The sequence below is a fragment of the Streptomyces sp. ISL-94 genome (assembly GCF_018614075.1).
In the GTDB taxonomy this organism is placed as follows: domain Bacteria; phylum Actinomycetota; class Actinomycetes; order Streptomycetales; family Streptomycetaceae; genus Streptomyces.
The window spans coordinates 48,374-68,188 of the sequence record NZ_JAGGOZ010000098.1; the positions used below are offsets into that span (position 1 = coordinate 48,374).

Here is a 19,815-nt window from a genome sequence, read left to right on the forward strand (position 1 = left end):
GGGTCGCCGAGGGCAGTGCCGGTGCCGTGGAGTTCGGTGTAGGACACCGTCCCGACCGGTACCCCCGCGTCCTGGTAGGCCTCGACCAGCAGGGCGGCCTGCGCCAGCGGGTTGGGGGCGGTCAGCGACGAGGCGTGCCCGCCGTGGCCGACCGCGCTGCCGCGGATCACCGCGTGCACCCGGTCGCCGTCGGCGAGGGCGCGGGAGAGCGGCTTGAGGACGAGTACGCCCACGCCCTCCCCCTTGACGTACCCGTCGGCCGTGGCGTCCAGGGCCTTGCAGCGGCCGTCCGGGGAGAGCACCCCGAGCTGGTTCCCGGCCACCACGGTCTGCGGCGAGAGCACCAGGCTCACGCCGCCGGCGACGGCGAGCTCGCTCTCCCCCGCGCGCAGGGCCTGGACGGCGCGGTGCAGCGCCACCAGGGAGCTGGAGCAGGCGGTGTCGATGCTCTCGCTCTGGCCCTTGAGGTCCAGCAGGTACGAGATGCGGTTGGCCAGGATGGTCCGCGCGAGCCCGGTGCCCGCGTGGGGGTTGACCTGCTCGCCGCGCAGGACCATCGACTCGTAGTCGTTGAACTGGACGCCGGCGAAGACGGAGACGCGGCGGCCTGCGAGCCGGTCGGCCCGGCAGCCCGCGTCCTCCAGGGCGGCCCAGGTGTGTTCGAGGAACAGCCGGTGCTGCGGGTCCATGACCTCCGCCTCGGCGGGCGAGATCTTGAAGAACCGTGCGTCGAACCGGTCGACGTCGCTCAGGAATCCGCCCCAGCGGGCGGTGCCGCCGAAGCGCCGGGACACCTCCTGCCAGTCCCAGCGGTCGGCGGGTGTCTCGGTGATGAGGTCCTCACCGTCCCTGAGGTGCCGCCAGAACTCCTCCAGGTCCGCCGAGCCCGGGAAACGTCCGGACATGCCGACGATGGCGACGGCGTCCTCCCGGGCGGGCGTGGTGGAAGGAGCGGTGGAGAGGGAGGGAGTGGAGGCGGTGGTGACGGTGGTGGTGGCGGGTCCGGCGGCCGGTTCCGCGCCCACGGTGGCGGGCGTCCGGGTCGGTTCCGCCAGGGAGGGGTGTTCCGCGAGCAGGTGCCGGGCGAGCCTTTCGACCGTGTTCTCACCGAACAGGGTCGTCGTCGGCACCGAGACGCCGTAGCGCTCCTCCAATGCCACGGAGAGGGACTGGAGCCCGAAGGAGTCCAGTCCGTACTCCCCGAAGCCGGCCTCCGGGTCGAGCGCCTTCGGCGCCAGGCCCAGCAGTTCGGCGACGAGCTCCCGCAGCCGCTCGGTCAGCTCGCCCGCGTGCACGGGAGCGGCGGGAGCGGAGGGGGCGGGCGCCGGGGCGGCGGGGCGGGCGCGGTGCCCGTGCTCCCGGATCCGCATCGCGGCGACCTGCTCGCGCATCCGCTCGGGCGCTCCGGGCAGTACGGCGACCTGGGGGCGTCCCAGCCGCAGGACGAGGTCAAGCAGCCGTTCGCCCTCCTCGGCCTCCAGGTAGCGGAAGCCCGTCTCGGCGAGGTAGCGGCGCTCGTCCTCAGCCTCCACGTGCATGCCTCCGGCACGCCACATGGGCCAGTCGACCGAGACCGTGTGCCCGCTGCGGCGGCCCGCAGTACGCAGGGCCGCGCGCTCCTCGGCGAAACCGTCGAGGTAGCGGGCGCCGACGGCGTAGTCGACCAGGCCGTAGTCGCCGAGCTGCCCGGCCAGCGAGGAGTACAGCACGAACAGGTCCAGCGGTTCGTCACGGGTCACCTCGTCCAGGACACGGGTGCCCTCGAAGCGGGCCCGCAGGTGGGAGCGGAACTCCGCGAGGTCCTTGCCGGGCAGCGGAGTGCGCGAGGCGGTCGCCGCCAGGTGGAAGACCCCGTGCAGCGCGCCCCACTTCTGCTTGACGTCCGCCACGACGCGGGCCATGGCGGCCCGGTCCTCCACGGACGCCTGGAAGTAGGCGACGTCGCCGACAGCGCGCAGGCCTGCGAGTTCCCCGGCCCGGTCCGCGGCGGAGGAGCGGCCGGTGAGCGCCACCCGGGCGCCGCGCGACAGCAGGGTACGGGCGAGCAGCAGCCCGAGGCCGCCCGTGCCGCCGGTCACCAGGTGGACGGCCCCCGGACGCAGCGGGGACTCCGTGACGGGGCTCGGGTCGGCCTCCGTGAGCACGCGCACGGTGCGGCCGGTCACGGAGAGGCGGACGGCTGCCGAGGAGAGCCGCTCGGCGGCCACCTCGGCGAGCAGGGCGGCCGGTTCGACCCGGCCGGCGACGCGTACGACACCGAAGGCGGTGCCGGGCAGGGCGGCGCGCAGCGAGGTGTCGAACCCTCCCCAGGCCTCCGCCATGGCGCCCTCCGGCACCAGGACCTGGATCCGCGCGGCGGCCCGGGAGGCCGTCATGGCGCGTACGAGCAGGAAGGCCGACTCGATGCCCAGGTCCGTGCGTTCGGGGTGGAGCAGCGGCCACTGGTGCACGATCCGGTCCGCTCCGGCTGCGAGCAGCCGGGCGTAGTCCTCGGCCTCGCCGGGGCGGATCGTGACGGTGGAGCCCTCGTCGGCATACGCCGATCCGGCCCGTACGGTCACGGCGCCGGGGACCGGCAGGTCGCCGAAGACCAGCACCCGGCCCGGGTGCGGGGCGGCGGGCGGCACGGGCTCGGCCACCCATGCGGCCGTGAAGAGGCTGACGGGTGCCCGGCCGGCGGGGCCGTCGGCCGCCCCGGAGCCGGAATCGGCAGCGAGCCCGGGAGCGGATGCGGCATCGATCCGTGCGGCGGACCCGGTGTCGGCCTTCGGCCCGGTCGCCGGGACGGCCGCGGTGGCCGTCGCCGGGACGGTGGCCGACGCGGCCGGAGCCGCCGGAGCTCCGTCGGAGAACCAGTACCGGTCGGCGGCGAAGGGGTACGGCGGCAGCGAACGCAGCTTCGGCGTCCGCTCCCACCGGGCGGACCAGTCGACCGTCGCGCCGCGCACCCACGCGGCGGCGGTCTCCTCGTCGCCCCGCCCGTCGAACGGCGCACGGTCGGCGTGCCGTTCCACGCGCCCCTGGTGGATGCCGGCGAGGTCCCCGGCGAGGTAGCGGCGCAGGGTGTCCACCGCGTGCTCGCCCGAGTCCGCGACGAACGCGAGGCGTTCGGCGTGTTCGGTGCGGCCGGACTGGAGGGTACGGGCGGTGCCGGCGAGGTCGTGCTGCCAGCCGTCCCGGGTGTCGACGAGGGAGTGGGCGGCGGCCCGCAGCCGCTCCGGGTCGCGGGCGGAGAGGACGAACACCGCCGGGCGGCCGGAGGGCGCCGGTTCGTCCGCCGGATACTCCTCCAGCACGACATGGGCGTTGACCCCGCCGTAGCCGAAGGAGCTGACCCCGGCGCGGCGCGGGACACCGGGCGCCACGGGCTTCCAGTCACGTGCCTCGACCGCGATCTCGCAGGCCGTGCCCTCCAGCGCCAGGTGGGGGTTGAGTTCCGGGCCGTGCGGGTCCCCGGTGATCCGTCCGTGCCGCATCGACAGCAGGACGCGCAGCACGGCGGCGATGCCCGCGGCCGGCTCCAGGTGGCCGATGGTGTTCTTCAGGGCCCCCAGGGCGCAGTGCGGGGCGGCCGGGGCGGGGTGGCCCCAGTCACGGTAGAGCTCGGCGAAGGCCTGGCGCAGGCCGTTGGTCTCGGCGGGGTCGCCGATGACCGTGCCGGTGCCGTGGGTCTCGACGTACCCGATGGTCGCCGGGTCCACGCCCGCCTCGCGGTGGGCCTTCACGATCACCTCGGCCTGGCCGCGCGGGTTGGGCGCGGTCAGCGAGTTGGAGCGGCCGCCGTGGTTGACGGCGGTGCCGCGCAGGACGGCGAGCACCGGGTTGCCGTCGGCGCGGGCGCGGCTGAGCCGCTTGAGCACCACGGCTCCGACGCCCTCGCCGCGCACGTATCCCGCAGCGTCCTTGTCGAAGGCCCGGCCCACGCCGTCGGGGCTGAGCATGCCGGCCCGTTCGAGGGAGGCGAAGGTGACCGGGGAGAGCATGAGGCTGACGCCGCCCGCGATGACCGTGTCGCAGTGTCCGAGCCGCAGGGCCTCCGCCGCGCGGTGCAGGGCCACGAGCGAGCTGGAGCAGGCGGTGTCCACGGGTTCGCTGGGGCCGCGCAGGTCGAGGTGGTACGAGATGCGGTTGGCCAGCATGGAGGGGGTCAGGCCGGTCGAGGAGTAGGCGTCGGTGGCCGTGTCCGAGCGCTGCACGAGCTCGGCGTACTCGGACGAGCCGACGCCGACGAACAGGCCGGTGTCGGTGCCGGCGAGGCGGGTCGGGTCGATGCCCGCGTCCTCCAGCGCTGACCACACCGTGCGCAGCAGCAGCCGCTGGCGGGGGTCCATCCAGCGGGCCTCGCGGGGCGAGATGCCGAAGAACAGCGGGTCGAAGCGGTCGATGTCCGGCATGAAGCCGCCCCGGGTGATCCGGGTCCGGTCGGGGTGCAGGGCCGGGTCCCCGTAGTGGGCGCGGCTGTCCCAGCGGTCGGCGGGCACTTCGGAGAAGAGGTCGCCGCCCTTCTGGAGGGCCGCCCAGAACTCGTCAAGGTTCCGTGCGCCGGGCAGGGTGCCCGCCATGCCGACGATCACGACGGGGTCGTCCTCGGCCGGCAGGTCCCGCGCGGGGCCGGCCGACAGGGGCGCGGCGGCGTTCGGGTGCTCGTTCTCCAGCCACTCGGCGAGCGCGGAGGGGGTGGGGGTGGCGAGCAGCTGGTCGGGGCCGATGGGCACGCCGAAGGCGTTGGAGACCTCGTCTGCGAGCCGGATGAGACCGAGGGAGTCCAGGCCGTGCTCGTGGAAGGAGTCCGCCGGGTCGAGGTCGGCGGGGGCGTATCCGGTGACCGCGCCCAGCAGGGTCAGTACGGCGGCCCGGAGCCGGGCGCCCCTGGCGGGGGCGTCCGCGGTCCCTGATGCCGTCGGGGCCGTGGGGGCCGCCGGGGCGGCGAGGGCGGCCGGGGTGACGGCGTCGATCCAGCAGCGGGTGCGCGCGAAGGGGTATCCGGGCAGGGACAGGGCCGCTACCGGACCGGGCCGGCCGGCCTCCCAGTCGAAGACCTCTCCCGCGGCCCAGCGGCGGGCCGTGTCGTGTGGATCCGCCGCGGAGGGGCGGACCGCGGCCCCCGGCTCGGCCGTCACGACGCCGGTGTGGCCGCCGGGCCGTCCGGCGAGGAACGCGTCGAGCGCCTCGGCGAGTTCCCCCGCCGACCGTGCGACGACGGCGAATCGGTGGGCCATGGCCTCGCGGCCGGTCTGCAGGGTGCGGGCGAGCCGGACGAGGTCGACGCCGTCGCCGCCCGCGGCGCGGCCCGCGAATTCGCGCAGGGTGGTGCCGCCGTGCACGGAGCCCGCCCCGACCGCGTCGCCGAGGCCCAACAGCCGCACCATCGTGGCCGGGTCCAGGCCCAGTTCGTCGAGGGGTTCGTCCACCGCCGTGACGGGGACGCCGGCCGCGGCCGCGATGTCCCGGGGATCGGCGCCGGTGCCCGTCGAACCCAGCCAGGTCCGCATGCCCGCGACGACGCGGCGCAGGCCCTCCGCGTCCCGCGCGGAGAACGGGAAGACGTCCGGTCCCGCCGCGGCATCGGGCCACGGGTCCGGTGTCCGGTGCTCCTCGACCACGAGGTGGGCGTTGGAGCCGCCCGCACCGAAGGCGCTGACGCCCGCACGCAGGGGCCCGGAGCCCTTCCAGGGGGCGAGTTCGCGCTGCACCCGGAAGGGCACGGTGTTCCAGTCGACGGCCGGGTTGAGGGCGTCCGCGTGCAGGGAGGGCGCCAGTTCGCGGGCCTTCATCTGGAGCAGGACCTTCGTGAGGGCCGCGATGCCCGCGGCCGACTCCAGGTGGCCGACGGAGGACTTGACCGAGCCGAGCGCGACCGAGCCGGCCGGCAGGTCACCGAAGGCCCGTACGAGTCCGGCGACTTCGGCCGGATCACCCAGCTGGGTCCCGGTGCCGTGCGCCTCGACGTACGAGATCCCGTCGGCCGGCACTCCGGCCGTGCGCAGGGCCTGGGCGATGACCTCGCCCTGGGCGCCGGGGCTGGGCACGGCGAATCCGCCCGTCTTTCCGCCGTGGTTGACGGAGCTGCCGAGGATCACGCCGAGGATGCGGTCCCCGTCGCGCTCGGCCGCCGCCAGCGGCTTGAGCAGGACGGCGCCGACGCCCTCACCGGGCACCATGCCGTCGCCGTCCGCCGCGAAGCTGCGGCACCGCCCGCTCTCGCCGGTGAACCCGCCGGCCGCCAGCTGGCGGTACTTGCGCGGGTGCGGGGCGAGGTTGACGCCGCCGGCGAGCGCGTAGTCCGCCTGTCCGGACGCCAGGGCCTCGCAGGCGAGGTGGATGGCGGTGAGGGAGGAGGAGCACATGGTGTCGACGGCCAGGCTCGGCCCGTGGAAGTCGAAGAAGTACGAGACGCGGTTGGCGATGGACGCGTAGCCCATGCCGCCGGCGAGGCCCCGCTCGTCCTCGAACAGCTGGTAGTGCCCGTACATCACGCCGACGTACACGCCGACGCGGCTGCCCCGGAGGCGGGCCCGGGTGTAGCCGGCGTCCTCCATGGCGTGCCAGGAGGTCTGGAGGAACAGCCTTTCTTGAGGGTCAGTCAGTTCAGCTTCCCGCAGGGACATCTGGAAGAAGCGGGGGTCGAACTCGTCGATCCCGTCGAGGAATCCGCCCCAGCGGCTCACCGGCCGGCCGTCCGCGTCGGCGGCGGCCCGGTGGTCCCAGCGGTCGGCGGGCACCTGGCCCACACAGTCGCGGCCGGACCGCAGGTTCTCCCAGAAGGCGTCGAGGTCCTCGGCCTGGGGGTAGCGGCCGGCCACGCCGACGATCGCGACGCGGTGGTCGGCGGCCGGCACCGGCTGCGCCGGGCGCGCGGCCGGACGTACGCCGGCAGCGGGCGCCTGGACGGCCGGGACGGTGCCCGGCACGGGGGCGGAAACGGCGACCTGCGCCGGGGCGGGCTCGGCGGCGGGCTCGGGAAGGAGCGCGCGCACCCGCTCGGCGTGCCGCTCGACCAGGTAGTCGGCGACCTCGCGGACGGTCGGGTACTCGAACAGCAGGGACACCGGCAGCTCGCCCATGCCCTCGGCGAGGACGTCCACGATGAGGGGCACCGTCAGCGAGTCGACGCCGAAGTTCTCGTACGTCTCGTCCAGCCAGAGCCGCTCGCGCGGCACTTGGAGGATCTGCGCGAAGGCGTCCTTGACGTACTCCCGCGCGGCCTCCAGCAGCGCGTCGCCCTCCGTGCCGGACGGCCCGGCCGAGGGGAGCGGGGGCACCGCGGCGCGCGGCGACGCGGCGGGCGCCGCGGCGGCGGGAGCCGTGCCGCCCGGTGCGGTCTCCGCGACCACCACGTGCTGGCTCAGCCCCTCGTCCGCCGGCACGGCCCGGCTGCGCGTGAAGCCGGCAAGGGCGAGGGCCTTGCGCCATCCGGGCGCGGAGAGCAACGGGGAGCCGGGCAGGCGCAGTTCGGCATCCTCGTGCAGCCACCAGCCGTCGAGCAGGCCGAAGGTGAGGGTGGCGGTGAGGACGTTGCTGCTGGCCTCGTTGAGGACCAGCCGTCCACCGGGCTTGAGCAGCCGGGTCACCGCGCGCAGGGTGGCGAGCAGGTCGGCGGTCGCGTGCAGGACGTTGGCCGCCACGACCAGGTCGGCGCTGCCCGGGGTGAAGCCCTGGGTCTCGGGGTCCGCGGAGATGTCGAGCCGCTGGAAGCGGACGTACGGGTGCGCCTCGGCGAACCGCTGCTCCCCGTGCCGAAGGAAGGCGCGGGAGATGTCCGTGTAGACGTACGTCACCTCCGTGCCCGAGGCGGCGAGGGCGGGCAGGACGCTCGCGGTGGTGCCTCCGGTGCCCGCGCCGATTTCGATGACGGTGAGCGGGCCCTGGTGGCGGGACAGCAGGTCCTGGACGGCGCCGACGACGAGTTCGTTGGCGCGGTCGACGACCGGGCTTCCCCGGTAGGCGCCCTCGACGAGGGCGCTGGAGCCGCCCGGGAACATCACGTCGGTGGCGCGGACGGTGCCGCGCAGCACGCCGAAGAGGTTCTGCATGCAGGGGCGCAGCAGCCGGTCGAAGCGGTTGAGCGCGGGCTTGCGCTCGCACAGCTCGACCAGGTCTCCCTCGGGGTCCTTGGCGGCCTCGCGTCCGGCGGGGACGAGTGCTCCGCCCCGGTCGTCGAGGAAGCCGCCCTCGGTCAGCTGGCGCAGGAGCTCGGCGAAGAGCCTGCGCTGCGCGGGGACGACGGCCAGCCGTTCGGCGAGGGCGGCGGGCTGCCAGCTCTCGGCGTCGCCGAGGAAGACCCCTTCGCGACGGAAGAGCGTCCACAGCCAGTCGCACATGACCTCGGTCAGGCGGGCGTCGTCGGCCTCGGTGAGCAGCCGGGCGACCGGGGGGAGCTGGGCCAGCGACGGCACCAAGGCCACGTCGTCGGGGGGCGTCCCCGTGCCGGACGTCGTGGTGTCCGGGCCGGCCGGTTGCCCGGCGGTCCGACGCGGCTGGGCGCCGACCGCGGCGAGTGCGGCCGCGTCGGCCTTGACCACGACGACCTGGCGGTCCTCGCGTCCGAGCACGGCGTGCACGGCGGCCATCCCCTCCTCCGGGGTGATCGAGTGGATTCCGGTGGCGGCGAGCCGCTCGCGGTAGCGCTCGTCGGCGACGATGCCGACGGTCCCCCAGTAGCCCCAGTTGATGACGGCCACCCGGGCCGCCAGCATCCAGTCGAGGTGGTGGGCGAAGGAGTCCTCGAAGGTGGATCCGGCCGCGTAGTTGCCCTGGCCGGCACTGCCGGACAGGGCGACCGCCGAGGAGAAGAAGAGGACGAAGTCGAGGCCGCCCACGCCTCTCAGGGCGGCGTGCAGTGCGACCGAGGTGTGCGCCTTGGCGTCGAGGACGGAGCGGAAGGTCTCCTCCGTCATCGTGGCGACGGTCTGGTCGCGCAGGACGATCGTGGCGTGGAAGACCCCGTGCAGGGCGCCGTGGGCGCTCCTGGTCCACTCGACGGCCTCCCGCAACGCGGCGGGGTCGGTCGCGTCGGCCCTGCGGTAGGAGACGAGGGTGCCGTCCGGGTCGATGGCGCGCAGCCGTGCGCGGCGCTCGGCGTCGAGTTCGCTGCGGCCGAGGAGGACGACCTTCGCCCGGTAGCCGCGCACCAGCCATTCGGTGAGTTCCAGGCCGATGCCCCCGGCCCCGCCGAGGATCAGGTAGGTGCCGTCCCGGCGGATCCGCTCCTGCGGGGGTGTGAGGGCGACCGGGACGAGCCTGCGGTGGTGGAGCACGCCGCGGCGCAGTGCGTAGGGGCCGCCGGCGGGGGCGTCGAGCACGTCCGCGGAGGGCGCGTCGGCGGAGGAGCGGTCGACGACGGCGACCTGCCAGCGGGGGTGTTCCTGGGCCAGCGACAGGGCCAGGCCGTGCAGGCCGGCCGCGTACGGGTTGGCGACGGGTTCGCCGGCCGTGGTGAGGGCGTCCTCGGTGACCACGGTGAGACGGACGGCCGAGCGGGTCCGCTGGAGGACCTTGGCGAGCCGGAACAGGGTGAGGACACCGCGTTCCTGGGCCGCTTCGAGCGCGGCGGTGTCGTCCGTCGCGCCCCCGGCACGGGGGGCGAGCAGGATCACGTGGTCGGGCCGGCCGGTGGCGGTGGCGACGCGGTCGTGGTCCAGTTCGACGACCGCGCCGCCGAGGCGGGCGCGCAGGGCGGCCGCCAGCGGCGCCGAGTCCGGTCCGCGCACGAGCCAGGTGGTGGCCCCGTCCGGGAGCGGTTGCGGGGAGCGGCCGGACAGCTCGGTCCAGCGCGGTGCGAACATCAGGTCGTCCGCGGCGGCCGCCGCCGCGGCGGAGACGGCCGCTGCGGCGGGGGATCCGGCCGGCCGGGCCTGGGCGACGCCGGGCGCGGGCCGCAGCGACAGGTCGCGCAGTCGCACGCGGATGTTCCCCTCGGAGTCGGTCAGGGTGAGGTCGTAGCGGTCGGTGCCGACGGTGCTCACGTGGGCGTACCCGAGGTCGGTCACCGGGGCGTGGACCTCGGCGGCGGTGAGGGCGTACGGCACCATCGCGGGGCCGTTGTCCCGGTCCCGGAGGACGGCGAAGGCGTGCAGGGCGCCGTCGACCACCGAGGGGTGGAGGGCGGAGCCGGCGAAGCGGGCGGCTTCGGCGGGGATCCGCAGGCGTACGAGTGCCTCTCCGTCGCCCGCGGCGATCCATTCGACGGCCCGCAGGGCGGGGCCGTAGAACAGCCCCGCCGCCGTGAGGTCGGCGTAGAGGCCGGCGCCTTCGTGGCGGCTGCCGAGGCGGGCCCGTACGGCGTCGATGTCCAGGGTCTCCCCGGCGGGGGCGGACAGGGGCTCCACCCGGCCCTCGGCGAGGAGTTCGCCGGTGTCGTCGCGCAGGTCGAAGCGCGTGCCGGTCTCACCGCGGCGCAGCCGTGTCCTGGCCGTGCGCTCGGCGCCGGCCACGACGAAGGGCCGCAGCCAGCGGACGTTCGACAGTCGCAGCCGCTCCCCCGCCCCGGCCGCCTCGGCGGCGGCACGGGCCATCTCCAGAACGGCGGCGGCGGGCAGCAGGCGGGTATCGCCGAGCCGGTGGCCGCCGATGTAGGGGTGCTCGGGGGCGAAGGCGGTCCGGTAGGTCAGGCCGTCCAGGCTCTCGGCCGGGTCGATCGCGTCGAGCAGCGGGTGCACCGGACCCGGTGCGGTCCGCTCGGCGGCCGGTACGGGCGGTACGGGCGGTACGGGCGGCGACCAGATGGTGTCGGTGAGCCAGCAGCGGAGTTCCTCGAAGGGGTAGCCCGGCAGCGGCACGCGGCTGCCGTTCCCCGCCGGCCACGTGACCGGGGCTCCGGCGGCCCAGGCGGCGCCGATCGACGCCGGGTCGCTGCTCGTTGGGGCGGCGGCGCGGGAGCCGGCGCGGCCGCGGGCACTACCGGTCCAGACTCCCGTCGGGTCGTCCCCGCGCAGCCGGGCCACCAGCTCGGTGACGGTGGAGGCCAGGACGACCATGCGGTCCGCCCACTCCTCGCGCCCCTGCTGGAGGGTGAACGCCACGTCCGCGAGGCGGGGTGACGATCCGTCCGCCAGGCCCCGTTCCAGGGCGTCCGCCAGTTCGGCGGCGAGCACGGAGAGCCGTTCGGGCACCCGGGTGGAGAGCGGGAACAGGTACGGGCCGGGCTCCTGCCCGGCGGCCGGCGGGGCGACGTACTCCTCCACGACGAGGTGGGCGTTGGCCCCGCCCGCGCCGAAGGAGCTGAGGCCCGCGCGCCGGGGCGCGCCCTCGGGCCGGGGCCACGGGGCGAGGTCGCGCTGCACGTGCAGCGGGGTCGAGTCGAAGTCGATGTTCGGGTTGAGCGGGTCCGCGTGCAGCGAGGGCACGAGCCGGCCGTGCCGCATCTGGAGCAGCACCTTGCACAGCCCGGCCATGCCGGAGGCCGATTCGAGGTGGCCGACGTTGGACTTGACCGAGCCGATCGGAAGGCTGCGCGGTGGCAGTCCGGCCTCGGTCAGCGCGCGGGCGAGTCCGCGGATCTCGACGGGGTCGCCGAGGGCGGTGCCGGTGCCGTGCGCCTCGAGGTAGCCGAGGGTGGCCGGGTCCACGCCTGCCTCGCCGAGCGCCTGTGCGACGAGGTCGCCCTGGGCGACGGGGTTGGGCACGGTGAAGCCGTTGGTGCGGCCGCCGTGGTTGACGCTTGTCCCGAGGATGACGCCGTGGATGTGGTCGCCGTCCCGGACGGCGTCCGCGAGCGGCCGGAGCAGCACCGCGCCGACGCCCTCGCCGGGGACATAGCCGTCGCCGTCCGCGCCGAAGCTGCGGCAGCGGCCGTCGCTGGAGGTGAAGCTGCCCTGGCCGAGGAAGCGGTACTTGTACGGGTGGACGTGCAGGTTGACCCCGCCCGCGACGGCCATGTCGGTGTCCCCGGCGCGCAGGTCGCGCACGGCCAGGTGAATGGCCGTCAGCGAGGAGGAGCACATCGTGTCCACGCCCAGGCTGGGGCCGGTGAGGCCGAGGGTGTAGGAGACGCGGTTGGCGATGGAGGCGTGCGAGGAGGCGCCGATCCGGCCGTCCTCGGCCTCGTGCAGCTGATAGAGCCCGTACATCGCGCCGACGTACACACCGACGCGGTGGGAGCGCAGGTCCGCGCGGGTGCGTCCGGCGTTCTCCATGGCGTGCCAGGCGGTCTGGAGGAACAGCCGTTCCTGGGGGTCGACGATCTCCGCCTCGCGGGGCGAGACGCCGAAGAAGAGCGGGTCGAACATGTCGATGCCGCGCAGGAAGCTGCCCCAGCGGCTGTAGCGGGCCGCACGGTCGGCGGGGGTGGCCTGGTCGTAGTCCCGCCAGTCCCAGCGGTCCGCCGGGATCTCGGTGATCAGGTCCCGCCCCGCCTGGAGGTGGTCCCAGAACTGGTCGAGGGTGTCCGATTCGGCGAAGCGGGCGGCGACGCCGACGATGGCGATCGGCATGGAGCCCGAGGGGGTGTGGGCGGGGACCGCGGCGGCGCCCGGGAGCACGGCCGTGACGGCGGCCACCGGCTCCGGAGCCCTGTCCGCCCGGGGTGCCCGGCCGGCCACCGGCTCCGGCGCGGGGGCCGGTTCGGGCGCGGGCGCCGGTTCGGGCGCGGGCGCCGGTTCGGGCGCGGGCGCCGGTTCGGGCGCGGGCGCCGGTTCGGGCGCGGGCGCCGGTTCGGGCGCGGGCGCCGGTTCGGGCGCGGGCGCCAGTTCCGCGAGGCGGGAGCCGTGGTGCTCGGTGAACCAGCCGGCGAGGGAGCGCAGGTCCTGGTACTCGAAGAACAGGGTCTTCGGCAGGGACCCGAAGTGGTCCTCCAGACGGCGGGTCAGGTCCATGATCAGCAGCGAGTCGATGCCGAACCGCTCGAACGGCGCGTCGGCCTCCATCTCCTCGGCCGGGAACTCGAAGACCTCGGCGAGTACCCCGCGCAGGAACTCCTCGGCCGCGTCGGCGGCCGGCGCCGCCGGCTCCGCGGACGGGAGGGACGGGGCGGACGGAACGGCGCGCGGGGCGGGGACGGAGGGGGCCGACGGGGCCGAGGGCGCCGGCGCGTCCAGCACCTCGCGCAGGCGCGCCAGGTTGCCGTGCGCCACCAGGACGTGGTCGCCGTCGTGGCCCAGGGCCCGGTCGAAGGCCTCCAGTCCGGCGTCGGTGGGCATGGCCACCAGCCCGACCTGGCGGGCCATCCGGGCCGCCGCGGCCTCGTCGGCGTCGACGCGTATGCCCCCGTCGGCCCACAGCGACCACAGCACGGAGAGGCTGCGGCCCGGCCGGCCGCTGCCCCGGCGCCAGGCCGTGAACGCGTCCAGGAAGCGGTTCGCGTAGGCGTAGTCGGTCTGGCCGGGGCTTCCCGCGGCCCCCGACATGGAGGAGAAGGCGATGAAGAAGTCCAGCGGGTCGCCGGCGGTGGCCCGGTCGAGCTCGATGGTGCCGCGGACCTTGGGGCCGAGCACGGCCGCGTTCTGCTGGTCGGTCTTGCCGATCAGCAGCGCGTCCCGGGTGGTTCCGGCGAGGTGCAGGACGCCGTGGAGCGGTCCGAAGGAGCCGTGGATCCGCTCGACGAGGTCACCGGCGGCGCCGGGGGCGCCCAGGTCGGCGGGTATGTAGTGGACGTCGAGGCCGGCGGAGCGCAGCTCCGTGAGGTCGGCCTGCGCCGAACGGCCCGTCAGGACGTAGCGGGCGTCGCCTCCCAGGTGGGCGACGAGCCGGCGGCCGAGGGCGCCCGCGCCGCCGGTGACCAGCACGGTGCCGCGCGGGGCGAGCGGTGCCGGGTCGGGGCTGACGGGCTCCCAGCGCGGCACCTGCCGGCCGGCGGCCGTGTACCGGACGCGGAAGGCGTGGGCGGCGCGCGCCTCGGACTCGACGGTGGCGGCGAGGCCGGCCGTGCCCGCGTCGACCGCGGAGACGAGGAACTGCGGGTCCTCGTTGGCGAGGGCCCGGGCGAACCCGTCCAGGGCCTCGGCCCGCGCGTCCTCGACGCCGCCGGACGTGCGGAACACGTGCAGGACGCGCACCGGGTGGCGGGTCGGCTGGGCCGCCCAGGACCGGTACAGCCCGGTGAGGGCGGGCAGCGGGTCGCCGTCCGCGGTGTGGACGAGGAGGAGTTCCTCGTCGCGGGGGAAGACGGAGTCCCCGGTGGTGCGTTCGGCTCCGGTGAAGCTCTCCTCGCCGAGCAGGAGGGCGCGTACGGTCCGGCCGGCGGCCGGCGCGGGGGCGTCCTGCCAGCGCTGTACGAGCAGGTGGGCGCCGATGGTGCCGTCCAGGCGGGCGGCGCCGTCGACGGGCCGGGTGACGACGGCGCGCAGCCGCACGCGGACCCGGCCCTCGTCGTCGGCGAGGGCGATGTCGTGGCCGGCCGGGGTCCGCACGGCGTGCACGTGGCCCTGTTCGGGCAGCGGCCCGAAGATCTCGACCGCGTCCAGGGAGAAGGGCAGTTCCCGGGCGCGCGGGGCCGAGGGGTCCTCGTCGGTCCACAGGCAGGCCTGGAGCATCGCGTCCAGGAGGGAGGGGTGGAGGGCGAAATCGGAGAAGGGGAGGTCCGCCGCCGCGGGCACGGCGACGTGCGCGAGGACCTCGCCCGGCGCGGACCGCACCGAGCGCAGCCCCTGGAGGCTGGGCCCGTAGCCGCCGCCGAGCGCGCCGAAGACCTCGTAGCACTCCTCGGCGGTGGCCGTACGGGGCAGCCGGGCGCGGATCGCGTCCAGGTCGAGGCGCGGTGCCTCGGGACCGGCGCCGAAGCGGAGGGTGCCGGCGGAGCAGAGCGCGCCCTCGGCGCTGCCGTCGGTGAGCCGGACCTCGTAGGAGACCCCGTCGGCGGTGGGCGCGAGGTGCAGGCGCACGCGGGCCGGCTCGTCCTCGACGAGCACGGGGCGGGCCCACAGCACGTTGACGATGCCGGTGGCGCGGCCGTGGCCCGCCTGTTCGGCCGCGGCCACCGCGAACTCCAGGGCCGCCACAGCGGGCAGGATCCGGATCCGGCCCAGGGCGTGGTCGCGCAGGTAGAACTCCTCGCCGGTCAGCAGCCGTTCGCCGGGGCCGGCGGCCAGGCCGGCGGGCGGCTTGATCCAGTAGCGGCGGGTCGGCCGGGGCGGCAGGGGCAGGGAGAGCCTGGCCGGGCGGTCGCCGGAGGGCTCGGGCAGGACGACGTCCTGGCCGGTGACCCACAGGCGGGCGGCCTCGGCCGGATCGTCGGTGGCCGCGGGCCCGGCGCCGCCGCCGGAGGCCGCGGAGGCGCCGGCCGTCGCGGTGCCGGTCACGAGGCCTTCGCCGTCGCGCAGGCGCGCGGCCAGTTCGGCGACGCTCCCGACGAGCAGGGCGACGCGCTCGCGCAGGGGTTCCCGGCCGACGCGCAGGGTGTGCGCGATGGCGTCCAGGGAGGCCGTTGGGTGCTCGTCCAGCCAGGTGCACAGCTCGGCCCGGTAGCGGTCGAGCTGTTCGGGGCCGTCGGCGGACAGGAGGACCAGTCGGGCGGTCCTGTCCTCGGTGGTGCCGCTCATCAACGCTGTCCCGCCTCTTCGACTACCACGTGCACGTTGCTGCCTCCCATACCGAACGAGCTGACGCCGACCCGGGCCGGCGTCCCCTCGCGTGTTTCCCATGTCTGTGCTGCGGCCTGGATCCGGAACGGACTGCCGTCGAGGTCGAGCATCGGATTCGGCGTCCGCAGGTCCACCAGGCCGGGGAGCGTGCGGTGACGCATCGCCAGCAGGACCTTCACGACGCCGGCGACGCCCGCCGCGGCCTCCAGGTGGCCGATGTTCGTCTTGACCGACCCGAGGCCGGTGCGTCCCGGAACCACCGGGATCCCCCAGTCGGCGTACAGGCGGCCGAACGCCTCCTTGAGGGCGTCGATCTCGATCGGGTCGCCGAGCGGGGTCCCCGTGCCGTGCGCCTCGATGTAGTCGATCGTGTCGGGCGCGACCCCGGCCGACCGGTGTGCGGCGAGCACGACGTCGCGCTGCGCCAGCGGGTTGGGGACGGTGAGCGAGTGGGTGTGCCCACCGTGGTTCTCCGCCGAGCCGATCAGCACGCCGTGCACCGGGTCTCCGTCGGCCAGGGCCCGGTCGAGCAGTTTGAGGGCGAGGAGCACCACGCCCTCGCCCCTGCCGTAGCCGTCGGCGCGTTCGTCGAAGGTCTTGCAGCGGCCGTCGGGGCTGAGCATCCCGGCCCGCCGCAGGCCGGTGAACCCGTGCGGGGACAGCAGGAGGTTGGCCCCGCCGGCCAGGGCCATGTCGCAGTCCCCCTGCTGGAGCGCGCGGGCCGCGCGGTGCACGGCGACGAGCGAGCTGGAGCAGGCCGTGTCGAAGACGGCGCTGGGGCCATGCAGATCGAACACGTAGGAGATGCGGTTGGCCGCGATCGAGGGGACGTTGCCGATCAGGAAGTGGTCGCCCATCTCCGGCGAGCCCGGTCCGAGCAGGCTCAGGTAGTCCGTGCCGCTGAGTCCGACGAACACCCCTGTGCGGCTGCCGGCGAGCGCGCCCGGGACCTGGCCGGAGTCGAGCACGGCCTCGTGCGCGGCATGCAGCAGCAGGCGCTGCTGGGGGTCCATCTGCGCCGCTTCCCGGGGGGAAATGCGGAAGAGCGCCGCGTCGAAGGCGTCCACGTCCTCGACGAAGGAGCCGCGCAGGCCCTGCGGGAACACCCGTGCGGAGAAGCCCCGTTCCATGGGGTACGGCCGGGTGAGGTCGCGTCCGGCGGCGAGGTGCTGCCAGAACTCCTCCAGGCCGGAGGCGGAGGGCAGCCGTCCGCCGATGCCCACGACGGCCACCGGCGCGAATCCGTGCGGCGCGGCGGGCGCCGCGACCATCGGCTCGGACACGGTCCGAGTGGTGGGCCGGCGGTCCGTCGCGGCGAACGCCTCGGGGTGGGCCGCGCTCAGGTGGGCGGCCAGCGAGGTGAGGTCCGGGCGGGCGTAGAAGACGGTCGGGCGCACCGTGACGCCGAACCGCTCGCGCAGCGCCACCGCGAGGCGGGTGAAGCCGATCGAGTCGAAGCCCACCTCGCCCAGTGGCCGGTCGAGGGGGATCTCCTCGGCAGGCAGCCCGGCGACGGCCGCCGCGCTCCGGCGCAGCCGTTCCGCGAGGTCTGCGGGGCCGGCCGGCCAGGGCCGGAGGCCGGCTTCCCCTTGCGGTGCGGCGGAGCGGTCCTCGTGTCCGAAGCGGCGTACGAGTTCCTCGATGGGCAGGCGCGTCAGCGGGCCGGTGTCCACCTTGGCGTTGGGGGTCAGGGGGAAGCGCGCCAGCGCGACCGTGCGGGAGGGGACCATGTACTCGGGCAGCCAGGCCCGGATCCGCCCGACCGCGGCCTCCGCGGCCTCCGCGGCGGCCTGGACGAAGGCCACCAGACGCGGCTGCCCGGGCAGGTCCTCGCGTACGGCCACCCGGACGTCGCCGATGCCGTCGGCGGTGCCCGCCGCTCCGGCGCGCCGGACGGCGGCCTCGATCTCGCCGAGTTCGATGCGGTGGCCGCGCAGCTTGACCTGACGGTCGGCGCGCCCGAGCAGCACCATGTCCCCGTCCGCCGACCAGCGGGCGAGGTCGCCCGTGCGGTAGAGCCGTTCCCCGGTCGCCGGATCGTGCACGAAGCGCTCGGCGGTCAGCTCCGGCTTGCCCCGGTAGCCGCGGGCGACGCCGTCGCCGCCGATGAGCAGTTCACCGACCGCGCCGAAGGGCACGGGGGCGCCGTCGGGACCGGCGGTGCGGAAGGTGGTGTTGGCGAGCGGGGTGCCCACGGTGACGGGTCCGCCCCGCCGGATCCGCTGGGCGGAGGACCAGATGGTCGTCTCGGTCGGCCCGTACATGTTCCACAGCTCGTCGCACCGGTCCAGCAGCCGGTCCGCGAGTTCGGTGGTGAGGACCTCGCCGCCGCACAGCAGCCTGCGCACGCGTCCGGTCCAGCCGGCGTGCAGCAGCATCTCCCAGGTGGCCGGGGTGGCCTGGACGACCGTCGCGCCGGCGTCGCCGATGAGATCGGCCAGCGCGAACCCATCCCGCACCACATCCTCGGGCGCGATGTGGACGGTGGCGCCCCGGGTCAGCGGGAGCAGCAGCTCCAGACCCGAGATGTCGAACCCGGCGGTGGTCACCGCCAGCAGGGTGTCGTCCTCGGAGCAGCCGGGCCGCTCGGCGGTCGCGGCCAGCAGGTTGACGAGGTTGCCGTGGCAGACCTCGACGCCCTTGGGCTCGCCCGTGGATCCGGAGGTGTAGAGGACGTACGCGAGGTCGTCGTCGCGGCGGGCGACCGGGGCAATGGTCTGCGCCTCGGACTCCAGGCCGGTCAGGGGGACGCGCACGCCTGGTGCGTCCGCGGGCAGCCGGTCGGCCAGGTGCGGATCGACGATCACGGCGGTGGGTGCCGCGTCGGCGGTGATGTGGGCGAGCCGGGCCGCCGGGAAGTCCGGGTCGAGGGGGACGTAGGCGGCTCCCGCGCTCTGGACGGCGAGAAGGGCCACGATCAGCGCGGCCCGGCGGGCGACGAGGACGCCCACGACGTCGCCCGGGCGTACCCCGTGCTCGGTGAGGATCCGGGTGAGGGCGTGCACCTGCCCGGCGAGTTCCCCGTAGGTCAGCGAGCCCGTCGCGTCGACGACGGCGGTGCGCCCGGGGTCGCGCCGGGCGCGGGCGAGCACCAGGTCGGCGGCGGTGACGTCGCGCGGCCGTTCGGCGCGGGTGGTGTTGGACCGCTCGACCGTGCGGCGTTCGGCGGGGGTGGCGGGATCGAGGTCCCCGAGGCGTACGGAGGGATCGGCCGTCACCGTGTCCAGCAGCAGCCGGTAGTGCTCGGCCAGCCGTTCGACGGTGGAGCGGTCGAAGCGCTCCGGGTCGTACTTGAAGTAGAGGAGTACGCCGGTGTCGCGCACGACCACCTCGACGACGAGGTCGTTCTCGCCCTCCTGGGTCAGGTCGAGCGCGTCGCGGAAGACGGTCTGCCCGGCCGCCATGTCCTGGTCGCCGCCGACTCCCTGCTGCATGTAGAAGCCGATGTCGAAGCCGGCCGCGGTGCCGGCCGTGCGGCGCAGGTCGTCGACGACGGAGGCGAAGGGGTACGCGCTGTGCTCCTCGGCCTCCGCCATCCGGGCTCCGACGGCGGCCGTGAGCTCGCCGAAGCTGTGGTCGGGGTCGCAGTCCACGCGCAGGACCACCGGGTTGATCAGGTAGCCGACGGTGCGGTCGAAGCGCTGCGCGGGACGGCCGTCGGTCGGCACCATCACGCTGAGGTCGCGGTGTCCCGAGTGGCGGTGCAGCAGTGCGAGGAAGGCACCGAGCACGACGCTGAAGGGCGTCAGCCCGCCCGCACGGGCGGTGTCCTGGACCGCCGCCCAGGTGGCGTGCGGGAGCCGCAACTGCACCATCTCGCCGCGGGTGTGCGAGCCGGATCCGGTGCGTCGGCGGTCGGCGAGCGCGTCCAGGACCGGCGCCGTGGAGGCACCGGTCAGCCGGTCGAGCCACCAGCGCCGGTGTTCCTCCGTCTCCGGGGCGGCGAGCATGGTCCGCTGCCACTCCACGAACTCGGCGTAGGGCGCGGCGGGTTCGACCGGCGGCAGCTCACGGCCCTGGGCGAGCGCGTCGTGGCAGGCGACGATGTCGCGCAGCAGCAGGTGGCTGGAGACCCCGTCGGTGATCAGGTGGTGGAACACCAGGAGCAGCAGGGTGGCGCCGCCGGGGGCGGCGACGAGCCACATCCGGTACAGCGGGTCCTGCTCCAGGTCGAACGGGCGGCGCACCAGGTTGCGCACGCGGGCGGCGAACTCCCCGTCGGTCACGTGGCCGAGGTCCAGGCGGGTCACCTCCGGGGCGCGGCCGGTGACCTCCTGGACGGGCCCCGAGGCGTCCAGGC

2 protein-coding genes (both only partly in view) are annotated in these 19,815 nt (G+C 75.5%); both read right to left on the minus strand.

The annotated features are described in order from the left end of the window. Positions 1 to 15,473: the 5' portion of an SDR family NAD(P)-dependent oxidoreductase gene (locus J7E94_RS27520; protein ID WP_215019507.1), read on the minus strand. 4,216 nt of this gene lie to the left of the window's left edge; only the first 15,473 of its 19,689 coding nucleotides appear in the window; it begins with the start codon at positions 15,471 to 15,473; its stop codon lies beyond the left edge, outside the window. Beyond that, positions 15,473 to 19,815, minus strand: the 3' portion of a protein-coding gene (locus J7E94_RS27525; RefSeq protein WP_215019508.1) for a non-ribosomal peptide synthetase. 340 nt of this gene lie beyond the right edge of the window; 4,343 of the gene's 4,683 nt are visible here — the last part of the coding sequence; its start codon lies off the right edge, out of view; its stop codon occupies positions 15,473 to 15,475. Before J7E94_RS27525 ends, J7E94_RS27520 begins: the two co-directional genes overlap by 1 nt.